This is a genomic window from Kangsaoukella pontilimi (assembly GCF_009830125.1).
Lineage (GTDB): Bacteria > Pseudomonadota > Alphaproteobacteria > Rhodobacterales > Rhodobacteraceae > Kangsaoukella > Kangsaoukella pontilimi.
Map to the genome: position 1 here is coordinate 856,856 of NZ_WUPT01000002.1, position 24,741 is coordinate 881,596.

A 24,741-nucleotide genomic window follows, 5' to 3' on the forward strand; every position below is an offset into this window, starting at 1 on the left:
ACACTGCTGTCCTTGGCTTGATGATGCGCGAAGGTCCGCTTCTCTACGATGCTCGGCTTGGGCAGCACATGAAATTGGGGCATAATCCTGCGAGCAGAACCGGCGAAGCAGCATAGTCGCAGGCGGTGCGCGCATTCGGGCAGCCTGTCGTGATCCCCACAGTCACAGACCTATGGAGGCGTCCATGTCGCTTGTTCTTCTCGCCATCTCTCTGTCCATCGCCCTCGGCGTACTGGCCTTTCGCTTCGCGGTCTTTGCGCTGCCGGTCATGGCCGGGATGGCCGCGTTCCTGCAGGTTCATGGTGGCGGTGCCGGTTTCGGCCTGTCCTTCCTTGCCGGCCTTGCGGGAGCGGCGCTCTCCGTCGCGTTCGTCATTGTCATTCTCGGCTTCGTTAGGAACCCGTTCCTCCGCCTCGGGGCGCTCGGCCTCTTTGCGGTGCCCGCCGCCGTGGCGGGCTACGCGCTGGCCCATGGCGTCGTGAAACATGCGCTTGACCCGGGTGTGATGCTGACGCTGATCTGCGGTGGCTGCGGCGCGGTCGTCGCCGTTGCGGCGATGATCAACCTTAATGCCTTGGGCGAGGGGCTTCTCGACCGGTAGCCCTCGGTTGCGGCCGTCCCCAGTCGATTGATCGCAGGCGCGGTGGAAATCTGCGCTGCAACGGTCCTTGGGTGATGGCCGGCCAAAGCCCGGACCATCCCTGTCTTCTCGTATGACCATGAACCAGCCGGGCCTATGCCTGTGAGTGTGGTGAACGGCGCCTGACGTGCTCGGTTCTGCCTGCGGTTTCTGGCCATCGGACACGGCGCAGCTGCGGCAAGCGAAGGTGGGTGCGCGAGGCCGATTGTCGATGGGTGCGTGATCTGGGGCCCAAGTTGCCATTCGCGAGGAAGATGGTTCTGCCCTGCATCCTCGCTGGCTTTCCTCCGAGAAGACCTGTCCCTCCTCCTGATTGATCCCCTAAGCCCGTCTGTCCGAGGCCAGCAACCCCGCGCGGCGGGACCCGTGTTGGCGTGTTCCACGCCTGCCCGCGCCACGTCCGCCTTGGGGGTCGAGCGGACACCGGGGGCGTCCGTGCAGGCCACGTCCAGCGGTCTTTGACGGGCCTCATCGGAGGGACGGTCCCTCCGGATGAAGCAACGGAGACATACCATGCAGAACATCGTCATCCTCGCCGGCAACATCGGCCAGACCCCCGAGACCCGCACCACCCAGGGCGGCACCTCGATCACCACCTTCACCCTTGCCACCTCCCGCCCGCGCTACTCCGAAGGCCGGGTCGTCCGCGACGAGAACGGCTACCGCGTCCAGGACACCGAATGGCACCGCATCACCTGCTTCAACGGCCTCGGCAAGACGGTCCAGCAGTATTGCGAGAAGGGGATGAAGCTCCTGGTCCGTGGCCGCATCCACTATACCAAGTGGACCGACGCCGCGGGTGTCGATCGCTACGGCTGCGAGATCATCGCCGAGACGGTCGACTTCCTGACCAAGGCCAAGCAGGCCGAGGACGAGGAGCCCTCCCTCATCGACGATGAGGACGACCAGTCCTGACACAGCACCGACGCCCGGCGGCGCGAGCCGCCGGGCTTCTCCGATGGCACTGTCGGACGCCGATCACAATTCGTATCATTCGGCGATATCTCGCCGCGCGCAGCGGCTGGATGGGCACTGAGTCGCACGCAGGTCGCCTTCCTCGCGATCCAGTGCCTGAAACCACCGCAGACTGCGACGATCACTGGCAAGCCCCCGGAAATGCGACTAAAATAGTCGTAGTTCTGGCATGTGTGAATGGCCGGGTGGGAGGTGATCATCATGATCACCGCCCGACAATCACGGGCCGCGCGCGCATTGCTGGGATGGACGCAGCAGCAGCTAGCCGATAAGGCCCTGGTATCACTGACCGCACTGAAGAGGCTCGAATCCGAGAAGGATCTTCGTGTCTACGAGTCGACCGAAGATCAGGTGCGGCGGGTGTTCGAGGATGCAGGGATCACCTTTCTGCATTCGGACAAGGGTGAAGGCGTCTTGATCGATGTGACCAAGGCGAAAAAGGCCAAGTGATCGTAACCGGTTGATGCGGATATCGGTGGCGCGCCTGTACGGAAAGGCAACTTCGGGAGGGGGGTCGTTTCTGCGATCCTGTAGGCAAATGGCACAGGGCGAGACGACATTTCTGGATGCTCCGCCGGACAGCGAAACGCTGACCGACTACGACCATGCTCATATGGTTCTCTACCTCCGCATTTTCGACGCTGCCGAGGAAGGAGCCGATTGGCAGGAAGTGGTCGAAGTCCTGTTTGGACTCGATCCTAAGCATGATCCCGATCGCTGCAGGAACGTCTATGATAGTCACCTCGCGCGGGCCCGCTGGATGACCGAGCACGGCTATCGCGACCTGCTTCGGCAGGGGGGCGACGGCCCGAACGGCTGAGTCACGCCGAAACCCGCCCATGCAGGGTGGGCCGGACTCCCGAAGATCAATCAAAACGTGTAAAATCAGGTCGTTTCAGAGAAGTTGACGAACGGGATTTGTCATGCCGTCGGAACGCTCCGGCTGGCGTTCCTCGGCAGAGTACGACTACGTCGAAGACCTGAGCGCGTCCGATCTTGCCTGGGAATGGCTGCGCCGCAACAAGCGCTATGCAAAGGACTATGCGACCCTCTCCAAGGCCGCACCGGACGACGCGTCTCTGAAAGAAGCACTCCTCGACAAATGGGGGTTGCGATTTCGCGGCCGATCCCAACCTCCCGGCTCCAAAGGCCTGCGTACTCTGGGACCCCCGGATCGATCCCTCGGTGGTCGTGCTGCAGAGGGTTCCGGAGGTCCTGAGCCGCGCGGTGGAACCGACGATCCTGCCTGAAGGGGCGACCAGACGCGCCCAGGACGGCCTCCACCATCTTCTTGACCCTGGGCTGCAGGTTCGCTTGCAGCTTCTGCAAGAAGATTCGGACGCCGAGGCACTTGTGGCGATCGTCCCGCTTGATCAACACGGCTTTGCCCGCCTCAATGCTATCTACAGGTTGCTCGCGCAGCTTCACGGCAGAACGATTCCTGCCGACAAGCGCCTCACCCGCCAGAAACGACTGCGCGCCAAGCGTATGTTGCAGACATTTGATGGACGGCGTGCCGGAGCGTCGCAGCGCGAGATAGCCGAAGTGGTCTTTCGGCTATCCCGGGTCAGCCGAGACGAGTGGCAAAGCGCGCCGGAGCGCTTCGCCGTGATCAGGCTGATACGTGACGCCAGAGCACTGGTTGAGGGCGGCTACCGATCACTGCTGTGTCCCGACGTGCATCGATAGCCCTTCACCTTCTTCGCTGTGCGATCTCCGCAACTCAACCTTCGCACTCCATCCCACCCGTCGCACTTCGCCATCGTGGCCCCAATCAGCCGCCTTTGTCCGGCGGCCTCACGGACTCCACGGAGGCTTTCCATGCGACCCGATCACGCTCCCCTGCCGCCGCGCTATCTGCGCACAAAGGAGGCTGCGCAGTTTCTCAGCCTGTCTGCACGTACCCTCGAAAAGCACCGCACCTACGGCACCGGTCCGGCCTATCACAAGTTGGGTGGGCGGGTCGTCTATTCGATCGAGGATCTCGAGGCCTGGGTCCAGCGCGGCGCCGTCACCTCGACGTCTGACCCGCGGGGTGGCCGCGTGCGGCCCGCCAAGCGCCATGTTCTGACCGCGACCCCGCCCGCGGGCCGGGCCTTCCGCTGATCCGGGCGAGGCATTTCCCATGTCCCGCTACGCATCAGAACGCGGCCAACTCGATCTCTTTCACGCCCTCCCGGGCGAGTTCGCCGTGCGGGACGCGCAGGATCTCATGTCCTATCCGTTCTTTTCCCTGTCCAAGAGCCATCGCACGCGGCCCATCGAGTTTTCGGCCGGCGGCATAGAAATCCGCGTCGAGGCCGTGGCGGACCATGGCATGGCGACAATCTGGGACGCGGATATCCTGATCTGGGCGGCGAGCCAGATCGTTGAAGCGCGCGATTCCGGGCTGCGCACGTCGCGGCTCATGGCGGCGACGCCGTACCAGATCCTCACCTTCATCGGGCGAGGCACCTCCGCCCGGGATTATCACCGTTTGAAGGCCGCGCTGGACAGGTTGCAGTCGACGACAGTCTGCACCTCGATCCGCCAGCCTGCCGAAGGACGGCGCCACCGGTTCTCCTGGATCAACGAGTGGACGGAGCGGACCGATGTCACTGGCCGCCCAGACGGAATCGAGCTGATCGTGCCGGACTGGTTCTACCGGGCGGTCCTCGATGACGCACTGATCCTGACCATCGACCGCGCCTATTTTGATCTGACGGGCGGCCTCGATCGCTGGCTTTATCGCCTCGTGCGAAAGCATGGTGGCCGTCAGCGGACAGGGTGGCGGTTCGAATTCCGACATCTCCACGTCAAATCCGGCAGCCTCTCACCCTTCAAACGCTTTGCCTTCGAACTGCGAGACATTATCCATCGACAGCCCCTGCCGGGCTACCGCCTGGCGCTCGAAATCGAGGCGCGGGGGCGTCGTCTGCTCGCCTTCGAGCCCTGTGGACAAGCTGTGGATGGGCTCGTGCCTTCGGGAACCCCCGGTATCGTGCCATCAGGAACCGGACCCTCGTGCTATCAGGAACCTGAACCAGGCGCATCCTCTTCAAATGCGGGCAGAATTCGGGGCCGTAACTTAGAGTCTAACTCAGAATCTAACTCTTGTTGCGCTGCTCCCGCTGGGGACATGCCCGCACGCGTACGCGCTCTATCCCTCGAAACGGACCCTCGGAATGACAAACCCGAGCGACCACTCGGCAAGTCGAGGGGGGCGACGACATGAGGCCGATCCGCTCAGATCCGCGCAGGGCTGATGCGGAGACCATTGGCAGAGAAGGCAATCTGACCTTCGTCGACCTGACCTGGAAAGAGGGACAAATCGAACAGTGGGTCCGGTTCGGCCATCCGGTCTGCGAAGAGCGCATTTATCATCACCGGCGTCGTTTCAGCTTCGCGCGAGGCGCCGTCTTCGGGGTCAATCGCTGGGCTGCCAACGCCTATGGCACGGTCCTATCGCGCTTCGACATCCTGCAGGCTGCAACGCCCGCAACGCCGATGCAAACGCTGCCCTATCTGCGGCCCGGAGGGACATTGCTGCTCTCCACCCACGGCTGGCCCAAGGTCGAACGCGTGTTGCAGGCGATCGACGCGATCGAGGCGCTCGGAATCGATCCGGCGGATGCCTCGCCGGACTACTGGCGACACCTGCACAATCGCCTGGCCACAGCGCAACCGGCCCATCCCTATACCCGTCTCCAGCACCGCGCCTGGCTCAAGCGGCGGAGCCTCGGGTTATGATCTCGCGGAGGGAAATCATCGGGGCGACAGCGCTGTCAGTTAGCCTGATCGTCCTTCCCGTTATTGCCACCTGGTCGCCGCGCGTTCTGTGGAATGTCAGCGCGAGCGTTCCCGTCGGGCTCTATCGGCTGCACCCTGTCGAGCGGCTGGCCATCGGGGATCTGGTAGCCGTTGCACCACCCCCGGCGCTTTCGGATTTCCTTGCTTCCCGCGAATATCTGTCGCGCGGCGTGCCGCTGCTCAAGCATGTTGTCGCGCTCGAAGGCGCTTTGGTCTGCCGCTCGGGCGACAGCATCGCCGTCGATCACCGCCCTCTTGGCGACGCCCATGCGCAGGACCGCGTCGGCCGCGCGTTGCCCATTTGGCAGGGCTGTCATCGGCTCGGCGCTGGCGAAGTCTTTCTCATGAACCCGGATGCACCCAACAGCCTCGACGGTCGGTATTTCGGGCCCTTGCCGCGCACCGCGATCACCGCCCGACTGACACCGCTTTGGACCGTCGACGACGCCATCACCGCTGAGCAGGCGCATCCAGATTCCACACCGCACCACAACAGAAAGGAGGCACGCAATGCCCCAGATCGGTGAATTCACCCGCACGAAATCCGGCTTTGCCGGGTATGTCCGGACGCTGACACTCGACCTTGCGGTCTCCCTCGACAAGGCCGAGGCGACCGAGGCCGAGAACGCCCCTGACTACCGTCTTTTTCACGGGGACGGCGACCTCGCCCGCGAGATCGGGGCGGCCTGGGCGCGCACGGGGGAGAAGGCCGGCGAGTATTTCTCGGTGCTTATCGATGACCCGATGCTGGCGCAGCCCATCCGCGCCAACCTCTTCCGCAACGGCGAAAGCTCGGTCTGGTCGTTGCAATGGACCCGTCCGCCGAAGCGCAATGGGGCGGCGTGAGCGATGCTCCAGATCTTCCGCAAAGGTAGCAGTCGGATAACGGTTGATCGACCCCCCATTGCCCAAGTCTGCGCCATCTTCCTTCTTTCCGGCCTTGCCGTGACGGGACCAGTCAGCGCCCCGGCTTTCGCCGAAGCACCGACCATCCAAGTGGATCCGATGCGCGATCCTCATGCATCTGCCATCGCCGAAGCCTCCGCGCGCTTCGTGATCCCGGAACACTGGATCCGTGCCGTGATGCAGGCCGAAAGCGCGGGCGATCCGCGTGCGGTCAGCCGTGCCGGGGCCATGGGGTTGATGCAGGTCATGCCCGGAACATGGACTGTCCTGCAGGAGGACCATGGACTCGGCGCTGATCCTTTCGATCCGCGCGATAACATCATCGCGGGCACGGCCTATCTGCGCGCAATGCTCGATCGCTATGGCACCGTCGGTGGTATGCTCGCCGCCTACAATGCGGGGCCAGGCCGGTATGACGCATACCTCTCTGAGGGCCGTCGTCTTCCCGCCGAGACCCGCGCCTATGTCGCGATGCTGGCCCCACGTCTGGGCGGCACGGCGCCGCTCCCGACCCGCGCAACCGTCGCCGATTGGCGCGAGGCGGTCCTCTTCACCGACCAATCGGCGGCGCATCCGCAGCGAAATGGCGGCAATCCGGATGCAGGTCGACCGTTGCTTGAAGCCGGTTCAGCCGCCCCAGATCCCGGCATTTTCGTTGCCCGGCCCGGCGCGGAGGCACGGCCATGACCATGATCGCGGTTTCTCGGGCTCCGGAGGGCCGTGTCGCAAACGTGGTGGAAGGGCGCGTTCGGAAAACGGGCGAGAAGGAAAAAGGGCAAGATAAAAGGGCATGCCACGAATGCCGCAAGTCCCTGACAGGACTGGTATTTTCGCGTGCATGGCGGTCGGTCGTGTGCAGGTTCCCGGAATTTGCCCTGCGATTTCAAGGCTCCGGCATGCACAGGGGCGCTCCGCGCAACCGGAGGGTCTTCGCATGAACGAACCCGAGCACGACTTCCGGATCAGGCCGGGTAAACCCCGCAGCGCGCGCGCCCCGCGTCCGAAAGCCTTCGTTGATCAGGTGCTGCGTGCTGCCAATAAGGCAGGCCACGTTTCGACGCGGCCAAGCGGCAAACAGCGAAGCCATTCCAACTTCGGGCGCGGACAAAACCGATTTGGCAGATCGCGGCTATTCTCGTCATCGCGCCGGGTCATGGTCGCTGCCCGCATTGCCCGTCACAAGGGCCGGGCCTATCGTGCGGCTCCGCTCTCGACCAATCTCGCCTATCTGCGCCGCGACGGCGTCGGCAAGGATGGGGAGAAGGGCCTGCTCTTCGATGCCCAGACCGACGGTCTGGACGGTTCCGACTTCGCGGCAAGATGCGAGGACGACCGGCACCATTTCCGCTTCATCATCTCGCCAGAGGATGCCGCAGAGATGGAGGACCTGCGCGGGTTCACCCGCGATCTCGCGCGCCGGATGGAGGCCGATCTCGGCACGCGGCTCGACTGGGTCGCCGTCGATCACTGGAACACCGACAATCCGCATGTGCATCTGATCGTCCGTGGCGTGGATGATCGTGGCGGCGATCTCGTCATCGCGCGGGACTACATCAGCAGCGGGCTGCGGTCCCGCGCGGAGGAGCTCGTTGCGCTCGAGCTTGGCCCAAAGCCGGAGCACGAAATCCGGCACGCGCTCGAACGGGAAGTCACGGCGGAACGCTGGACCCGCCTCGACCGGGAGTTGCTCTATCACGCCGACGATCTCGGTCTGCTCGACCTGCGCCCTTCAGCACCCGGACCCGCGGACCCGCAAATCCGCCGGTTGATGATCGGCCGCTTGCAGCACCTTCGGAAACTCGGTCTCGCGTCGGAAGGTCGCTCCGGCGAATGGATGCTCGGGCTCGAGGCGGAGGCCACGCTCCGCGATCTGGGCGAGCGCGGCGACATCATCAAGACGATGCACCGCGCCTTCGCCGAGCGGGGGCAGGACCGCGGCTTCTCCGACTTCGCCATCGACGCGGGTAGGCCAGGGGACCCGATCGTCGGGCAGCTGGTCGAGACCGGTTTGCATGACGAACAGACCGGCACCGCCTATGCGGTGATCGACGGGACGGATGGGCGCGCGCATCATGTCCGCTTCCGCGGTCTGGAGGCCTTCGACCAGGCACCTGCTCCCGGTGGCATCGTCGAGGTCCGCCGCTTCGGCGGTTCGGACGATCCGCGCCCGACGCTTGTCCTGGCAAACCGCTACGATCTCGACCTGCAGGGCCAGATCACCGCGTCCGGCGCGACCTGGCTCGATCACCGTCTGGTCGAACGTTCCCGCATGCCGCTTGCGATGGGCGGGTTCGGGGCGGAGGTCCGAGACGCGCTCAATGCCCGCGCCGAACACCTCGCAGACGAGGGGCTGGCCCAAAGGCAGGGACAGCGGATTATCCTCCAGCGCAATCTCCTCGCGACCCTGCGGTCGCGCGAACTTGACGTCGTTGGCCAAACGCTCGAGGCCGAAACCGGTCTCCAACATCGCCCGGCGAAACCCGGTGAGCATGTGTCCGGCACTTACACCCGGCAGCTCCGTCTGTCCTCCGGCCGCTACGCGATGATCGAGGGCGTCGGCCCCGACGGCAGGCGCAGTTTCCAGCTCGTCCCCTGGTCTCGCGAGATCGAGCCCCGCCTTGGCCAGCACATCACCGGGATCGCGCGCGGCGGCGGTGGGATCGACTGGAGCCTCGGGCGCAAGCGCGGGCTCGGCATCTGACGAAAGGACACTGACCATGACTGCTACGAAAATCCTCTGGGGCCAGATCCTCGCCGTCTTCCTGATCGTGTTCACGACGACCTGGGGCGCGACGCAATGGGTGGCCTGGCGGCTGGGGTTTCAGGCGCAGTTGGGCCCCCCGTGGTTCGAGGCCTTCGGCATGCCGATCTACCCGCCGCCCGCCTTCTTCTGGTGGTGGTACTTCTACGATGCCTATGCGCGCACGGTGTTCTGGGAGGGCGGCGCGATCGCGGCCTCGGGCGGAGTCATCTCCATCGCCGTTGCCATCACCATGTCCGTGATCCGGGCGCGCGAAACCGCCGACGTCGATACCTATGGGTCTGCCCGCTGGGCGAACCGGACCGAGGTCGAGGCCGCCGGGCTGCTGGGGTCCGATGGCGTTGTGCTCGGCAAGCTGGATCACGATTACTTGCGCCATGACGGGCCGGAGCATGTCCTCTGCTTTGCGCCCACCCGGTCGGGCAAGGGTGTGGGTCTCGTGGTCCCGTCGCTTCTGACCTGGCCAGGCTCGGCCATCGTGCACGATATCAAGGGCGAGAACTGGGACCTGACGGCCGGTTTCCGTGCGCGGTATGGCCGGGTGCTGCGCTTCGATCCGACCAGCATGATCTCTGCCGCCTACAACCCCTTGCTCGAGGTCCGCCGCGGTGAGTGGGAGGTGCGTGATGTCCAGAACGTGGCCGATGTTCTCGTTGACCCGGAAGGCTCGCTGGAGAAGCGCAACCATTGGGAAAAGACCTCGCACTCGCTGCTGGTCGGCGCGATCCTGCATGTGCTCTACGCCGAACCCGACAAGACCCTGGCCGGCGTTGCCGCATTCCTGTCCGATCCGCGCCGTCCGATCGAGCAGACCCTCGAAGCGATGATGGCGGCGCGTCATCTGGGAGACGCCGGCCCGCATCCGGTCATTGCCTCGACCGCGCGGGAGCTTCTGAACAAGTCCGACAACGAACGCTCGGGCGTTCTGTCGACGGCCATGTCCTTCCTTGGCCTCTACCGCGATCCCGTAGTCGCACATGTGACCCGGCGCTGCGACTGGCGGATCGACGATCTCATAGGCGCGGACCAGCCGACGACCCTCTACCTCGTCGTGCCGCCCTCGGACATCTCCCGCACCAAGCCGCTGATCCGGCTTGTGCTGAACCAGATCGGTCGACGTCTGACCGAGGATTTGAAGGACACGCGCCGTCGTCATCGCGTGCTAATGATGCTCGACGAATTCCCCGCGCTCGGGCGGCTCGACTTCTTTGAAAGCGCACTGGCCTTCATGGCGGGCTACGGGATCAAGAGCTTCCTGATCGCTCAGTCGCTCAACCAAATCGAGAAGGCCTATGGCCAGAACAACGCCATCCTAGACAATTGCCACGTCCGGGTGAGCTTCGCGACCAATGACGAGCGCACCGCCAAGCGTGTCTCGGATGCGCTCGGCACGGCAACCGAGATGAAGGCGATGAGGAACTATGCCGGGCACCGGCTGGCGCCCTGGCTGGGTCACCTCATGGTCTCGCGCTCCGAGACCGCGCGCCAGCTGCTGACGCCGGGCGAGATCATGCAGCTGCCGCCCGACGATGAGATCGTCATGGTCGCAGGCTCCCCGCCGATCCGAGCCAAGAAGGCGCGGTATTTCGAGGACAAGCGGTTCGTTGATCGTGTGGTGCCGCCGCCAGAACCGCGGAAAGGAGATCCGGTCCTGCAGGATGATCCATGGTCATCGCTCCCGGCCATCGAAGCCGATACACCGATGGGCATGTCGGTGCCCTCGACCAATGCCGATGAGGCGAACGCGGGTTTGCGCCGGGAACCTGACTTGCCTGAGCATGTGGCCGCAGCCCCGGAAAAGACGAAAGAACCAGCGCGCGAGTTCGAGATGATGCTCGACGACGAACCAGAAGAGGCTGCACGGCAACGGCAGGGCCTGCGTAAGCAGATGGGGCAGGTGGCCCGGCAGGCCACGATGGACCGCAATGATGGCATCGATCTCTGAGGGCGAATCCATGCGCGACCGTATCAACCTGTCCCTGCCCGCCGAGTTAATCGGGCGGATCAAGGATATCGCCGACCGGAAACGCGTGACCCGATCGGCAATCGTCGAGGCGGCGGTCGAATCCTTCCTCTCGCCCGATCACGCCGACATGCAGGAGGCCGCCTTGACGCGCCGCCTCGACCGCCTCTCCCGCCAGGTCGCGCGGCTGGAACGCGACCAGCGGATCACGACCGAGACGCTCGCGCTCTTCGTACGCTTCTGGCTCACCATCACCCCGCCGATCGCGCCGGAGCGGCAAGCCGCGGCGCAGGCCAAGGGCCGCGAGCGGTTTGATGGCTTCGTCGAGACGCTGGGCAAGCGGGTGCAGAAGGGCCGTTGGTTCACGGATGAGGTGGTGGGGGATAGGCCAATGCTAGACGGAGACTAACAGAGGTTTCGCAGACTCATCACCTGGTGTCCGTCCAGCTTTACGTTCCCGAGATGTTTGCCGTAGAGACCGGCACAACACACTTTCCGCCTCACAAAGAGACAGGACCTCATGCACGGTGCATCCTTTCCACAAGGTAATGCAGGCCCAAAAGCGTCACGATCAAAAGGCTAGAAACCATCCAAGTGTAAGCGGCCCACCCAACTGCCGCCAAGATGAATACCAAGTCTTCGATCCAACCGGCGCTGCCTACCTCCAAACTTACATGAACCGACAGGACGCCGAAAATGTAGACCAAGATCGAAAGCATCGCGCAGTATCCGAACAAGACTGACAGGAACCGCCTGCGGGTCAGCGTCTCCTTGACCTCATGACCTTGTCGAACGGTCGTCAGTGTTGGCGCTCGTCCTTTCATCACCTGATCCAGATTCTCGTTTGTGAAGCTCGAGACGGCGGCCAGCGCTGCGATGTAAAATCCCACGAGGATGCCCATGAGAGAATTAATGTCAGCGATCAGCTTCGCGGAGTCATAGTTGAGCCACACCCGTCCGACCCAGTGAAAACCAAAGAACACGGCCACAAAAAGGGCAGTAGGATAAATCCACTGATACCAGAAAATGTCTGCGCTCCTCAGCCTGAGGAACGAGAATACTGTAAACACCTTGGTATGCTTCCGAAGTGCCATCTCAATCGCCCACGTTGTCGGCGACTTCTAGCATCTTCTCGATCATATCGTTGCGAAAAGCCTCATACCTCTGCGTGAGCGGCGGATCGAAGTCCGTGACGATCTCGTTCTGGACGAACGCCTGCTCGAGTATCTCGTCGCCATCGTAGTTCACTTCGGTGCGTTTGATCTGGCCGTTCGCCGCCTTGATCCTCACGAACATCTGCGTGTCGTCTGCTCCACCGCGAAAGTCTTTGACGAAGTCCTTCGCCCTCTGAAAAACCGACCGCGCCTGATCTTCTGACACTTTGCGCTTAACTTCGAAACGTGCCTCGTGGATGACCTCTTGCACTATCGGATCTTCATCCAAGCCATCTTCGTGGTTTTCGTCGTGACCGACCAATTCGATGTCTTGAAGGACACCCGTGCGGAGTGCTTCGCGGATCGTCTTCGACTGATGTCCCAAAATCTCGAAGTAAGGCCGGAACGCCTTGGGCTGGCCATCATCGTCATCGGCCACCTTCTGGTAGTTTGCGTCATTGCAGGCCCAGGTGAAGTGATCCTTGATGGAGGATAGGTAGATACCCGGAACCTTTTCGACAAGGATCAAGTAACGACCAATGGCATCGGGGGTCTTCCTGATGAGAATATGCGAGGCGTAGTGGCTGCCTTCTTCCTCCTCCTTCTCAATGTCGCGTGTCGTCAAGTCTTGGAAGTGAAGGAACGACATTCCCGTTACGTTCTTGTCCCCGGCTTGAAGGATAAGCCGGTGAAACTGATCATCATCGGCTATGTCAGCGCACCACATCAGACGGCTGTCCTTGCCATAATTCCTATGGATTTCGTTCCGCGCAATGCGGTCCGCCAGGGCGTCGATTAGGTCTTGAACCACGAACTCCGGTGCGTAGTGCGGCGCTTTCTTCCGGTTGCGAAGCGCCAGCTTGCCGACGGCGATCCAGCGGTGGTTAGATGGCAGTGCCATGAGTGCTCCTCAATATTTTAATCAATCTCCAGCCCCGGCAGGCTGTTTACAATTCGCATCGTCTCAAGGCTCACCGTGATCACACGCTGGAACAGCTCCATCGGGTAGCGCGGGTCGCCTACGGTTTCATTGGCGTAGTCATTGGCGTCGTTGACAATGCCGCTGGCCTTGTCTGTTTTGACGACCTGCCGTTCCATCACCCATTCCAACGCGGGTTTGCCGTTGACCACGTAGTCATAGGCCTCCAGCGGAATGTTCTGCATGATGATGTTTTCGTTGTAGATGACCGTGGTGCGGTCCTTTTCCTTGCCCTTGCCACCGAACTTCATCTTCTTGACGCGGTAGAACTTCTTGGGGTTGGCCTCGGCCTCGGGGATCAGGCGGTGGTCGCCTTCCTTGAACGTAACCATGTAGGGCGCGACGGTTTCAAAGTTCACATGCAGATCGCCGAGCGCGCGGCCCGCATCGCGAAAGGCGGCGAAGTCGGCGAAGGTCTTGACCGCCGGGATGCGAGGGAGTTGCTTGGCGAGGTTGTTGGCGAAGCGTTCGCGGTAGTCGGGCGAATGTAGCAGGCCGTAGATGTAGTAGAACAGGTCTTCCTTGCTGATTTCTTCCCCCGGATAGGCGGCTTGGAAATGCGCGAGCCCTTCGTCGGTGATCGCATCGCGGCGGGCGAGGCCGCCCGCCTGATCGCCCGAGGCGGCGAAGAGGCCGTCATCGGGTTGGGTTTGTTCGTAGAGGTAGAGGGGGAAGCACTGTGTATTGTGGTAGGGCTGTAGCGAAACAGGGATGTTCACTAACAACGGTGAAAACTCTGCTGCTGCACCATTGCCAGGAATAATCATGACTTTGTTGTCAGTACTTTGTGAGGGAAAAGCATTCCTTAGCAACGTCACCAAGTCACTGATTTCCGGCAGAATGCTAAGTTCCTGTTTAAAAAATGGGCGATAGATGCTCAATCGAGTGACTACGTCCGCCTTTTTCAATACAACGTTGCGAGCTAGCTTTTGACGGGCAATACGATTCCAACTGATTTTCTTGGGATCGCTATCAATAAATTTGACTACATCGTTCCCATCACCCTCTGAGGCATATCGTTCTCTTTCAGAGTTATAGAAATCTATCATGCGCTCTGCGTTTGCAATGGCCTTAGAGGGAGATGAGTTGAAGCACCACACGTCTCGTCCGGTCTTTATTCCATTGAAATACCCAGAAAAAATTACATCAGTAGCTTTGGCTGATTTATCTTTTGTGCCAAGCTCTGGAAACTTCTCGAAACTACGATCAATCTGATCCAGCCAATCATTATTTTTATCTGGCGTGATGCTCTTCCAGCCTTTGGCGTTCGAAATACCGTTAACTGAGCCAAAGTTCCGAATTACCGCTAGCTTCTGCTTCTGATCTAGATAGTCGCCAATATCGTGAAAACGGATACGCCCGTGTTCTTTGGCGTCTGGATTTTTGACGAGAACAGAAATCGCAATTGGGGCGCGACTCCCTGAGCCAAATATCTTACCACCTTCCTTCCGTGAGGTCTCACCGGAGGTGCGTTGATTGCCACGGAGGTGGAACACGTATAGATCACTGAACTCCTCCGCGAGGCATTTGCGCATCCCATCTGCGGCATTCCCGTCGATCCAGCCTGCATTAGTCACAACAGCCATGACACCCGCATTGCCGATCCTGTCGCTCGCCCAACGGAAGGCGCGGATGTAGCTGTCATAGAGCGAGTTCTTCAGTGTCGCCGTTGAATGCGCCGCATAGGTGTCGCGGATTTTCGTGTCCAGTTGAGGGTAGGCGATGTTCGCCGCGTTGTCGTTCGCACTGGTCTGCCCCGAAGAATAGGGCGGATTCCCGATGATCACGCGGATATCCAGCGCCTTTTGTTTGGTCCGGCGTTCCGAGTTGTCGGGCAGAAGGTTGGCGACCATGTCCCGTTCCTGCTCGTACATCTGGAAGGTATCGGTCAGCAGGATGCCCTCGAACGGGTCATAGGGCGCGTTGGCCGAGAGCGAGCCATAGGCCAGTTCGTGATAGACCGTCTCGATGTTCACGGCGGCGATGTAGTAGGCCAAGAGCACGATCTCGTTGGCGTGGATCTCGTGCTTGTATTTGTGCTCCAGCTCGTCTTGCGCGATCAGGCCCGATTGCAGGAGCCGCGTGATGAAAGTGCCGGTGCCGGTGAAGGGGTCAAGGATATGCACGCCCTTCGATCCCAGCGTCTGGCCGAACTGCGATTTCAGCACGTCGTTGACCGAGTGGATGATGAAATCCACCACTTCGACCGGCGTATAGACGATGCCAAGCCGTGCGGTCAGCACGGGGAAGGCCGTTCGGAAGAACTTGTCATAAAGCTCGGTGATGAGCGTCTGGCGGCCCTGCGCGGTTTTCACATCCGCCGCGCGCCGTTCAACGCTGGCGTAGAACTTGGCGAGACTGTCGGATTCCTTTTCCAGATTGTGCTCATGAAGCTGACCCAGCACGATTTCCATCGCGCGGGAGACGGGGTTTTCCTTGGTGAAGCGGCTGCCTTTGAAGAGCGCGTCAAAGACCGGCTTGGTGATGAGGTGCTGGGCCAGCATTTCGATCGCCTCAGCCTCGGAAATCTCGGGGTTCAGGTCGTCATGCAGTTCCTCAAGGAAGGCGAGGAAGGCGGTGCGTTCCGGCCCGTCCTTCGCGACGATGGTGGTGATGCGCGTGATGTGGGTCTGGGCGATCTTGGCGATGTCCTTGGCCCAGGTATCCCAATATTCGCGGGTGCCGCATTTCTCGACGATCTTGGCCATGATAGCGCGGGTGAATTCGTCGAAGACCATTTCGGATTGGACTTCGGGATCGGATGTGCGGCGCTCAGGCGCATCGCTGCCGATCCCGGCGCTTGCCTTGGCGGCTTTGGTCTTGGTGGTGGTGAAGTCATCGACCACGGCGGTCAGTTCGCGCAGCTCGGATTCCGAGGAAATGCGGACCAGTTCCACCTTGTCGCTGATATCCTCGCCGATCTTGGCCTGGTTGATGCGGGCATCAAGGCGCTCATCGTGGGCACGCAGGGCGTTGAGGATTTGCCAGACGACCTTGTAGCGCTCGTTATCGTTCAGGGCCTCTTCCGGCTTGGTGTTCGGCGGGATGGCCACGGGCAGGATGACATAGCCGAGTTTCTTGCCTTCGGCGCGGCGCATCACGCGGCCCACGGATTGCACCACGTCGATCTGGCTCTTGCGCGGGTGCATAAACATGATGGCGTCAAGTGCGGGCACGTCCACGCCCTCGGATAACACCTTGGCATTGGTCAGGATGCGGCAGGTATCATCCCCCGCATCGGCCTTGAGCCAGTTCAGCATTTCCTCGCGGGCACTGGCGTTGAAGCTGCCGTCGATGTGGCGGACTTCGGTGGAGAGGTGGCGGGCATCGTCGATCAGCTCATTTCCGGTGTATTCGTCTACCACCTGAGCGAACTCGTCCTCGATGATCTTGGATTTGGCGATGCTCTGGCAGAAGGCCAGAGCGCGGCGCATGGGGCGCGGATCGAATTCCAGATCGGCGGCGAGGTCGGATTTGGTTAAGGCCTTATAGCAGCCGATAATTTTGGTGGCGTCGTCAAGGGTCAGCTCAGCGCCGTCCTTGAGGCGGTTTTGGATCGTGGTCGAGATCAGCCCTTCATCCACGGCCAGCACGACCACCTTGTAATCGGTCAGCAGATCGTTCTCGACGGCCCAGCCGAACCCACGATGGAACAGGTCTTTGCCGAACTTGCTCTCATCATCCATCGACGCAAGCTCGGCATCGTGGTCGTCGGCCTTGCGCTTGGCTGCATCCCCGAAAATGCGGGGCGTAGCGGTCATGTAAAGCCGTTTATTAGCAGCCACATGATCGTTGCTGTGGATACGGACGAAGTTGCTGTCGTCCTCGTCCTTAAGCGTGACGCCAGTAGTGCGGTGCGCCTCGTCACAGATAACCAGATCGAACTCGGGCAGCCCATATTGCTTCTGCGCCCGGGTCAGCACGTCAATCGAATGGTAGGTCGAAAAGACGACTGTCATCTTATCTGCGGCGGCATAATTGACCTGACGCGCGAGCCGCTCTGGGTCGGTCGTGGCAGGGAAGGCCAGATCATGCACGTTCAGATCGAGGCTATCGGCGTCAGCGTTGCGCCCTACCTTGGTGTCAGAACAGGCCGAGAATGCTGTGAAATCTTCCTGGCAGTCGTTCTTCCACTCGCGGACCGTCTGCGACATGAGGGCAAGCGAGGGCACCATGAAAAGCACGCGCTTGCCTTTGCCCGCCATGGTTTCGGCGATCCGCAGCCCGGTGAAGGTTTTCCCGGTGCCGCAAGCCATGATCAACTTGCCACGATCCGCTTCGACCAAGCCATCCATGACTTCGTTCAGCGCGTCGCGCTGGTGGTCACGGAGCTGCTTCTTTGGGGCAAGGCTAATCGTACCCGTGCGGATAAACTGCGACCAGTCGATCCGGCTGGCCTCAAGCTCGTTGATCCCGATCCGGTTCCAATCCTTCGATAGCTTGTCGAGGGTTTCGCTGGCGTTCCTGCCGAACTCCTTGCGGGTCGTGTCGGCGATGATAAGGCGTGTGAAGAGATCGTTTGACGCTGCCGAGATGAAGCTGTCGATGTCGGGTTTCTGGATGCTGTGGTTCGGCGCATAAAACTTGCACTGGATGGCCGCGTAGCCTGATCCATCCGCGAGCTTGGCAACCAAATCAATCCCGGTGTCCGTTTTGCTCCATCCCTGTGCTTTCGCCCAATCGGCAAACGGCACCACCTCGGAGTAGTATTGCTTCTGTGTATCGTCGTTTTCAAGGAAGACGCGAACCAACCGTTCGAAATAATCGCCCTTCTCGCGCTCGCTCCGCGAAGACTCACGATAAGCGTTCAACAATTCTTGAAGCTGCATCTGCTCAAAACCCCCAAGTCTCGCCTTATTCAGTGACGAGTCGTCTTACCTGTTGTTGTTGATTTTCTAGCGGTTTCAACGAATTCAATCCACCAGTGATTGCATCAGGCACCCAGCTTAGCACGTGCAAAGTCGTCAAGAACCGCTCGGACATCGCAGGCAATAGCTCTCACGATCTGAACGAACTCAGCACCATCCACCTTCCATTTGCCGTTCTTGTTTTTCGCCAAGAAAGTCTGCGGCCGTTCGAGTCGATCAACCAGTCGGCCTGCCTCGGCTACCACTGTCAAGATATCGTTTTCCGGCAACACTAGGTAGGGTGCTCCCCCCCCCCCCCACAGAAACGGTTTGGGCAGGTTCCTTGGAAATGCCAAGGTTTTGGAGGAGGCCCAGCAACGGTGACGTTGAACGGTAAAGGACTCCCCTGTGGCATGCCCGAAGCCAGTCATCGCACTTCCCACACCTCCCCATCGTCCAGGCGCTTGACGTAGTCGACGCGCTCCCCATCCCAGTGGTACGCGAAATGAGCCCCTTGTTTCGGGATCGGGATCACGTCGGGCCAGAAGACGGCGATGCATTGGCCCTCGGGAAAGCGGACGCTGGGCCAGGTGATGCCCTTCGATCCGGCCGCGCGTCGCTCGGCCCCGAAGACCTGGGACGCGCGGTAGTCCTCCGGGTCCAGAAGATCTGTGCGGCCCGTGGCATCGTCGAGATCGGCGTCGATCGATCCGATCAGCTCGCGGAACTGCGAGGTCCAGCCCGGCGCCTCGTCCGTGGCGCGCATGAAGCGGGCGTGGTGATGGACGGTCTCGGCGATCGCCACCTCGGTGCGGTCGCCCGCATAATAGAGGCCGAAGCTGCCATCCGAGAACCGTCCGGGCCTGAGCGGCGAGCAATGCACGAAGGGCGCCATGACCCAGCTTGCGCCGGGCCCGGTCACGCGGCGGGACGCCGGCACCTTGGAGAGATCGCCGATGCTCTCGCGGATGCGCGGGTTGAACTTGGCCTCGGCCGAGGCCAGCGCCTCCCAGTCGGCTGGATCGGCGATGTCCTCGAAGAGGTCGATGGGCGGGTGGATCGAGCGGATGATGCGGACCGTCCGCGGCCAAGTCACGCGGCGGACAGGCACATTCACCAGGCACCCCGTTCGGCATCGAGATAGGCGCGCAGGTCGATCAGATCGGTGATCTCGCCCCGGAGCATGACGTCCAGTGCACTTCGGCCCGCGAAAGCGGCGTTCGGCTTGCGGATCCACGCATAGCCCCGGGCAGGGTCGGCGAAGAGATAGCGGAGCGCCTTGTGGATCCCCATCAGGATCGCCATGCGCGCGCGCAGGTCGCGGTCGATCCGGCCGATATCGCCGGTCTTCCAGCGCGCCCAGGTGCGCTGCGCCATGTCGCCCAGCAACGTCCGGGCTTCCGCATCCGTCAGCTCCCAGGCCCGGAACAGGTTGACCGTTGTGCGTGCCAGCGCCGCCGCCTCCTCGTCGGTGATGACGGGAAGATCTGTGCGGGCGGTGACGGGCTGGATCGTGGCGAACTGCATGGCATTCTCCTTTGGCATCAATATAGATAATATGTGCCAAAAGGCAAGACGGGCCGTACGGTGCCGGTTTGATCGCCTCCCGCCCATATCCCTGTCTTTGCACGCTATGGCGCTACGCCCCTTGAAGACCTGTTGAGCGCGGCCGGTTTCCGGTTTTCTTGATGGACCCGATCCAGGGCCGCCCGTCGGTGGCCGATCACGGAACGGGGACAGCATGGCAGAGGCAATTCGGAAACCGGAAGCGATGGCCCGCGGCGCGCGGATGCTGCGCACGGCGCTCGGGCCCGCCATCGCCGGGTTTCTGGAAGACCCGATGACCGTCGAGGTCATGCTCAATCCCGACGGGCGGCTCTGGATCGACCGGCTGTCCGAGGGGCTCTCCGATACCGGCGCCACGCTGTCGCCCGCCGATGGCGAGCGGATCGTGCGGCTCGTCGCCCATCACGTCGGGGCCGAGGTCCATGCCGCGCGCCCGCGCGTCTCGGCCGAACTGCCCGAGACCGGGGAACGCTTCGAGGGGCTCCTCCCGCCCGTGGTCATCGCGCCCTGTTTCGCGATCCGCAAGCCCGCCGTCGCGGTCTTCACCCTCACTGATTACGTCGCCTCCGGGATCATGACTGAGACCCAGGCTGAACTCTTGCGCGACGGTGTCGCCACGCGGGCCAATATCCTCGTGGCGGGCGGCACCTCCACCGGCAAGACGACGCTGACCAATGCGCTCCTGGCGGAAGTGGCCGGATCGTCGGACCGCGTCGTGATCATCGAGGACACGCGCGAGCTGCAATGCACAGCACCGAACCTCGTCGCTTTGCGCACCAAGGACGGCGTCGCCTCGCTCTCCGATCTCGTCCGCTCCTCGCTCCGCCTGCGTCCCGACCGCATTCCCATCGGCGAGGTGCGCGGGGCCGAGGCGCTGGACCTGTTGAAGGCCTGGGGCACCGGGCATCCCGGCGGGATCGGCACGATCCATGCGGGCTCGGCCCTCGGCGCCCTGCGCCGGATGGAGCAGCTCATCCAGGAGGCGGTGGTGACCGTGCCGCGCGCCCTCATCGCCGAGACCATCGATCTCATCGCCGTCCTCTCTGGGCGCGGGGCCAATCGGCATCTCGCCGAGCTCGCCTGCGTCGAGGGGCTGGGACCGGACGGCGACTACCGCATCTCCCCGGCGGCGCGGCCGACCGGGATGGACAACGACACAGGAGACCCTTCATGACCCGACCCCTTCACCGGCTGCGCGCGCAGGCCGCCCATGCCGTCACCTACGCCACCGTCACCCTGATGCTGGCCGGACCCGCCCGCGCGGCGGGGTCCTCCATGCCCTGGGAGGCGCCGCTGCAATCGATCCTCGAGTCGATCGAAGGCCCGGTCGCCAAGATCATCGCGGTGATCATCATCATCGTCACCGGCCTGACGCTGGCCTTCGGCGACACCTCCGGGGGCTTCCGCCGCCTGATCCAGATCGTCTTCGGCATCTCCATCGCCTTCGCGGCGAGTTCCTTCTTCCTGAGCTTCTTCAGCTTCGGCGGCGGGGCATTGATCTGATGGTGACGACCGGTTCACCGCAGGCGAACGCGGCTTTCCAGTGGAAAGCCGCGAAGAAGGAACGCCATGAGCGGTAGCGAATGGCCAGGTTTCGAGCAGCTGGCGGACGTCCCCGGCTTCACCGTCCCCGTCCACCGGGCGCTGACCGAGCCGATCCTTCTGGCCGGTGCGCCGCGGGCCTTCGCGATCCTGAACGGGACGCTGGCCGGGGCCATCGGGCTCGGGCTGCAGCTCTGGATCGCGGGCATCGTCATCGGCCTTCTGGGCCACGCCGTGGCGGTTTGGGCCGCCCGGCGCGATCCGCTCTTCGTCGAGGTCGGGCGCCGGAACCTGCGGCTTCCCGGTCATCTCGAGGTTTGAGGGCGCGCCCATGATGAACCTCGCGGAATATCGCCGGAAAGGGACGCGGCTCGCGGATTACCTGCCCTGGGCGGCGATGGTGGCGCCCGGCGTGGTGCTGAACAAGGATGGCAGCCTGCAGCGCTCGGCCCGGTTCCGGGGGCCCGATCTCGACAGCGCCGTCGCGGCGGAACTCGTGGCCGTGGCGGGGCGCATCAACAACGCCTTTCGCCGCCTCGGCTCGGGCTGGGCGATCTTCGTCGAGGCGCAGCGCGTGGCGGCGGCGGACTATCCCGACAGCCGCTTTCCGATCCGGCCTCGGCGCTTGTCGATGCCGAGCGACGTGCGGGCTTCGCCGAGCAGGGGGCGCATTTCCAGTCGGACTATCTTCTGACCTTCCTCTACCTGCCGCCCGCCGAGGAGGCCGCGCGCGCCGAGACCTGGATCTACGAAGGCCGCGACAAGACCGGCATCGATGCTGGCGAGGTGCTGCGCGGGTTCATCGACCGCACCGACCGGGTGCTGGCGCTCTTCGACGGCATCATGCCCGAATGCCGTTGGATGGATGACAGCGAGACGCTGACCTACCTGCATTCGACGATCTCGACGCAGCCGCACCGTGTTCGCGTGCCGGAAACCCCGGCCTATCTCGACGCGCTTCTGGCCGATCAGCCGCTGACCGGCGGGCTCGAGCCCCGGCTGGGGACCGCCCATCTGCGCGTCCTGACCCTCTCGGGCTTCCCGACCGCCACCACGCCCGGGATCCTCGACGATCTCAACCGGCTGGCCTTTCCTTATCGCTGGGCGACCCGCGCGATCCTGATGGACAAGATGGAGGCCGCGCGGATGGTCGCCCGCATCCGCCGCCAATGGTTCGCCAAGCGCAAATCCATCGCCGCGATCCTGAAGGAGGTGATGACCAACGAGCAATCGGCGCTGGTCGATACCGATGCCGCCAACAAGGCCGCGGATGCCGACATGGCGCTGCAGGAACTCGGTGCCGATATCGCGGGCGAGGCCTATGTCACGGCGACCCTCATCGTCTGGGACGAGGACCCGCGCCGCGCCGACGAGAAACTGCGCCTGGTCGAGAAGGTCGTGCAGGGCCGGGACTTCACCGCCATGGTCGAGACGGTCAACGCCGTCGATGCCTGGCTCGGCTCGCTGCCGGGGCAGGCTTACGCTAATGTCCGCCAGCCGCCGATCTCCACCCTGAACCTCGCCCATATGATCCCTCTCTCCGCCGTCTGGGCGGGAGAGGAGCGGGATGCGCATTTCGACGGCCCGCCGCTCATCTACGGCAAGACCGAGGGCGCGACGCCCTTCCGCCTCTCGCTCCACGTGGGCGATGTCGGCCACACGCTGGTCGTCGGTCCCACCGGGGCCGGCAAATCCGTGCTGCTCGCGCTCATGGCGCTGCAGTTCCGCCGCTACCAGGGCGCCCAGGTCTTCGCCTTCGATTTCGGGGGCTCGATCCGCGCCGCGACCCTCGCCATGGGCGGGGACTGGCATGATCTGGGCGGCGAACTGACCGAAGGCGCGGAGGCCACGGTCTCCCTCCAACCGCTGGCCCGCATCGACGATCCCGCCGAACGCAGCTGGGCCGCGGGCTGGATCGGCGCGATCCTCGCCCGCGAGGGCATCATGATCACCCCGGAGGTGAAGGAGCATCTCTGGTCTGCGCTGAGCTCGCTGGCCTCGGCCCCGGTCGGTGAACGGACGATCACCGGTCTCGCCGTCCTGCTGCAATCCTCCGACCTGAAACAGGCCCTGCGCCCCTATTGCCTGGGCGGCGCCCATGGGCGGCTGCTCGATGCCGAGACCGAAGAGCTTGGCGCCGCCTCGGTCCAGGCCTTCGAGATCGAAGGGCTGGTCGGCACCGCCGCGGCACCCGCGGTCCTCGCCTACCTCTTCCACCGCATCGGCGACCGGCTCGACGGCCGACCGACGCTTCTGATCATCGACGAGGGTTGGCTCGCGCTCGATGACGAGGGCTTCGCGGGCCAGCTCCGTGAATGGCTGAAGACGCTGCGCAAGAAGAACGCCTCGGTCATCTTCGCGACCCAGTCGCTGAGCGACATCGACGCCTCGGCCATCGCGCCCGCGATCATCGAAAGCTGCCCGACCCGGCTGCTTCTGCCCAACGAACGCGCGATCGAGCCCCAGATCACCGCGATCTACCGCCGCTTCGGCCTCAATGACCGGCAGATCGAGATCCTCGCCCGCGCCACGCCCAAGCGCGACTACTATTGCCAGTCGCGGCGCGGCAACCGGCTCTTCGAGCTGGGCCTGTCCGAGGTAGGCCTCGCGCTTTGCGCCGCCTCATCCAAATCCGACCAGGCGCTCATCTCGGAGATCCTCGCGGAACATGGCCGCGACGGCTTCCTCGCTGCCTGGCTCGAGGCCCGCGGGGTCGGCTGGGCTGCCGAGCTGATCCCGGAGCTGACCAATCTCGCGCCGGAGCCTGAAGTTCCGGATGCACCGATCCCCCAAGCCCCCGAACCCGCAGAGGAGACCACCCCATGACCCATGCCGCCCATCGCCTGTCCCACCTCGCCAGCGCCTCCGCCTTGGCCCTCGCTCTCGCCGCCCCCATCGGTCTTTCACCGATCTTCGCCACACCCGTGCAGGCCTTCCTCTTCGGCGGGGGCGGGCGCATCGTCTACGACCCGCGCAACCACGCCGAGAACATCCTCTCCGCGGCCCGGGCGCTCGAGCAGATCAACAACCAGATCACCCAGCTGCAGAACGAAGCGCAGATGCTGATGAACCAGGCGCGCAACCTCGCGAGCCTGCCCTATTCCTCGCTGCAGGCGCTGCAGCAGAATGTCGACCGGACGCGGCAGCTTCTGTCCGAGGCGCAGAACATCGCCTTCGACGTCGCCCAGATCGACCAGATCTTCCAGCAGGACTATGCCAACATCCCCATGGCTGCGCCCGAAGCGCAGCTTCTGGCCGATGCGCGCTCCCGCTGGCAAAACACCGTCGGCGGGTTGCAGGACGCCTTGCGCGTGCAGGCGGGCGTCGTCGGAAATCTCGACGGCCAGCGCGCCGAGCTCTCCGCCCTCGTCGGCGAAAGCCAATCCGCGGTCGGTGCGCTGCAGGCCACGCAAGCCGGCAACCAGCTCCTGGCGCTGCAATCCCAGCAGATCGCCGACCTGATCGCGGTCGTGGCCGCCAATGGCCGCGCTTCGGCGCTGGTCGAGGCCGAGCGGTCCGCAGCGGCCGAACAGGGCCGGGTCCAGCGCGAGCGGTTCCTCACCCCGGGTGCCGGCTACCAGCCCGGCAATGCCCGGATGTTCAACAACTGAAGGGAGAC

At 63.1% G+C, this 24,741-nt stretch carries 24 protein-coding genes and 1 pseudogene; 20 read left to right on the top strand and 5 right to left on the bottom strand.

The genetic code is table 11. The features are described from left to right. Positions 1–184: 184 nt before the first annotated feature. The 15 genes from GQ651_RS13735 to GQ651_RS13805 all read left to right on the top strand — a co-directional run bounded on the left by GQ651_RS13735 (position 185) and on the right by GQ651_RS13805 (position 11,443). The gene (locus GQ651_RS13735) at positions 185–601 is read left to right on the top strand and encodes a hypothetical protein (RefSeq protein ID WP_160764803.1); all 417 of its coding nucleotides are present in this window, start codon (positions 185–187) and stop codon (positions 599–601) included. Positions 602–1,153: 552 nt separating this feature from the next. Further along, positions 1,154–1,555, top strand: coding sequence for a single-stranded DNA-binding protein (locus GQ651_RS13740; protein ID WP_160764804.1), 402 nt, complete (start codon positions 1,154–1,156; stop codon positions 1,553–1,555). 237 nt (positions 1,556–1,792) lie between these two features. Next, positions 1,793–2,065 carry a helix-turn-helix domain-containing protein gene (locus GQ651_RS13745; RefSeq protein ID WP_455026250.1) on the top strand — a complete coding sequence of 91 codons (273 nt, stop codon included), beginning with the start codon at positions 1,793–1,795 and terminating at the stop codon, positions 2,063–2,065. Between the two features lie 88 nt (positions 2,066–2,153). Further along, a complete protein-coding gene (locus GQ651_RS13750) occupies positions 2,154–2,435 on the top strand; it encodes a DNA -binding domain-containing protein (RefSeq protein ID WP_071675746.1) in 282 nt (93 codons plus the stop codon). 103 nt (positions 2,436–2,538) lie between these two features. Further along, positions 2,539–2,865 carry a transcriptional regulator domain-containing protein gene (locus GQ651_RS18770; protein ID WP_227258176.1) on the top strand — a complete coding sequence of 109 codons (327 nt, stop codon included), beginning with the start codon at positions 2,539–2,541 and terminating at the stop codon, positions 2,863–2,865. Beyond that, entirely contained in the window at positions 2,843–3,304 is a 462-nt protein-coding gene (locus GQ651_RS13760) for a DUF2285 domain-containing protein (protein WP_319637433.1), read from the top strand. The genes GQ651_RS18770 and GQ651_RS13760 overlap by 23 nt, the downstream gene beginning before the upstream one ends. Before the next feature lie 132 nt (positions 3,305–3,436). Continuing rightward, positions 3,437–3,721 carry a helix-turn-helix transcriptional regulator gene (locus GQ651_RS13765; RefSeq protein ID WP_160764805.1) on the top strand — a complete coding sequence of 95 codons (285 nt, stop codon included), beginning with the start codon at positions 3,437–3,439 and terminating at the stop codon, positions 3,719–3,721. Between the two features lie 19 nt (positions 3,722–3,740). Next, positions 3,741–4,829 carry a replication initiator protein A gene (locus tag GQ651_RS13770; protein WP_160764806.1) on the top strand — a complete coding sequence of 363 codons (1,089 nt, stop codon included), beginning with the start codon at positions 3,741–3,743 and terminating at the stop codon, positions 4,827–4,829. Beyond that, on the top strand, positions 4,826–5,344 hold the full coding sequence (locus tag GQ651_RS13775; RefSeq protein WP_160764807.1) for a DUF2840 domain-containing protein: 519 nt from the start codon (positions 4,826–4,828) through the stop codon (positions 5,342–5,344). Before GQ651_RS13770 ends, GQ651_RS13775 begins: the two co-directional genes overlap by 4 nt. Next, positions 5,341–5,931: a S26 family signal peptidase gene (locus GQ651_RS13780; RefSeq protein ID WP_160764808.1), complete on the top strand. Its 591-nt coding sequence runs from the start codon at positions 5,341–5,343 to the stop codon at positions 5,929–5,931. The genes GQ651_RS13775 and GQ651_RS13780 overlap by 4 nt, the downstream gene beginning before the upstream one ends. Beyond that, on the top strand, positions 5,915–6,250 hold the full coding sequence (locus GQ651_RS13785) for a DUF736 domain-containing protein (protein WP_160764809.1): 336 nt from the start codon (positions 5,915–5,917) through the stop codon (positions 6,248–6,250). The genes GQ651_RS13780 and GQ651_RS13785 overlap by 17 nt, the downstream gene beginning before the upstream one ends. Positions 6,251–6,349: 99 nt before the next feature. Beyond that, positions 6,350–6,997, top strand: coding sequence for a lytic transglycosylase domain-containing protein (locus GQ651_RS13790; RefSeq protein WP_406565467.1), 648 nt, complete (start codon positions 6,350–6,352; stop codon positions 6,995–6,997). A 466-nt stretch (positions 6,998–7,463) separates the two neighbouring features. After that, entirely contained in the window at positions 7,464–9,011 is a 1,548-nt protein-coding gene (locus GQ651_RS13795) for a relaxase/mobilization nuclease domain-containing protein (protein ID WP_455026254.1), read from the top strand. A 16-nt stretch (positions 9,012–9,027) separates the two neighbouring features. After that, positions 9,028–11,016: a conjugal transfer protein TraG gene (locus tag GQ651_RS13800; protein ID WP_160764812.1), complete on the top strand. Its 1,989-nt coding sequence runs from the start codon at positions 9,028–9,030 to the stop codon at positions 11,014–11,016. Next, a complete protein-coding gene (locus GQ651_RS13805; RefSeq protein ID WP_227258177.1) occupies positions 11,000–11,443 on the top strand; it encodes a ribbon-helix-helix protein, CopG family in 444 nt (147 codons plus the stop codon). Before GQ651_RS13800 ends, GQ651_RS13805 begins: the two co-directional genes overlap by 17 nt. A 109-nt stretch (positions 11,444–11,552) precedes the next feature. Here the strand turns inward: GQ651_RS13805 and GQ651_RS13810 are convergent, their stop codons facing one another. From GQ651_RS13810 to GQ651_RS13830, 5 genes are all read right to left on the bottom strand, one after another. Then, positions 11,553–12,128 carry a hypothetical protein gene (locus GQ651_RS13810; protein ID WP_160764813.1) on the bottom strand — a complete coding sequence of 192 codons (576 nt, stop codon included), beginning with the start codon at positions 12,126–12,128 and terminating at the stop codon, positions 11,553–11,555. A 1-nt stretch (position 12,129) separates the two neighbouring features. Further along, the gene (locus tag GQ651_RS13815; protein WP_160764814.1) at positions 12,130–13,089 is read right to left on the bottom strand and encodes a hypothetical protein; all 960 of its coding nucleotides are present in this window, start codon (positions 13,087–13,089) and stop codon (positions 12,130–12,132) included. Positions 13,090–13,106: 17 nt separating this feature from the next. After that, on the bottom strand, positions 13,107–17,996 hold the full coding sequence (locus GQ651_RS13820; protein WP_160764815.1) for a DEAD/DEAH box helicase: 4,890 nt from the start codon (positions 17,994–17,996) through the stop codon (positions 13,107–13,109). A gap of 445 nt (positions 17,997–18,441) precedes the next feature. Then, entirely contained in the window at positions 18,442–19,131 is a 690-nt protein-coding gene (locus tag GQ651_RS13825; RefSeq protein WP_406565468.1) for an RES family NAD+ phosphorylase, read from the bottom strand. After that, positions 19,128–19,541, bottom strand: a complete 414-nt coding sequence (locus GQ651_RS13830; protein ID WP_160764816.1) for an MbcA/ParS/Xre antitoxin family protein — start codon at positions 19,539–19,541, stop codon at positions 19,128–19,130. The genes GQ651_RS13825 and GQ651_RS13830 overlap by 4 nt, the downstream gene beginning before the upstream one ends. Positions 19,542–19,803: 262 nt before the next feature. Here GQ651_RS13830 and trbB point away from each other — a divergent pair, with 262 nt between their 5' ends. From trbB to trbJ, 5 genes and pseudogenes are all read left to right on the top strand, one after another. Further along, positions 19,804–20,754: a P-type conjugative transfer ATPase TrbB gene (gene trbB, locus GQ651_RS13835; RefSeq protein WP_455026324.1), complete on the top strand. Its 951-nt coding sequence runs from the start codon at positions 19,804–19,806 to the stop codon at positions 20,752–20,754. Beyond that, complete coding sequence (locus GQ651_RS13840) at positions 20,751–21,083, top strand: TrbC/VirB2 family protein (protein WP_050532553.1); 333 nt, start codon at positions 20,751–20,753, stop codon at positions 21,081–21,083. Before trbB ends, GQ651_RS13840 begins: the two co-directional genes overlap by 4 nt. Positions 21,084–21,149: 66 nt before the next feature. Then, positions 21,150–21,443 (top strand): VirB3 family type IV secretion system protein, encoded by a 294-nt coding sequence (locus GQ651_RS13845; protein ID WP_160764818.1) that lies wholly within the window; start codon positions 21,150–21,152, stop codon positions 21,441–21,443. A gap of 10 nt (positions 21,444–21,453) precedes the next feature. Further along, positions 21,454–23,948: pseudogene (gene trbE / locus GQ651_RS13850) on the top strand (conjugal transfer protein TrbE). Next, on the top strand, positions 23,945–24,733 hold the full coding sequence (gene trbJ, locus GQ651_RS13855) for a P-type conjugative transfer protein TrbJ (protein WP_160764819.1): 789 nt from the start codon (positions 23,945–23,947) through the stop codon (positions 24,731–24,733). The pseudogene trbE and the gene trbJ overlap by 4 nt, the downstream one beginning before the upstream one ends. The last annotated feature ends 8 nt before the right edge of the window (positions 24,734–24,741 follow it).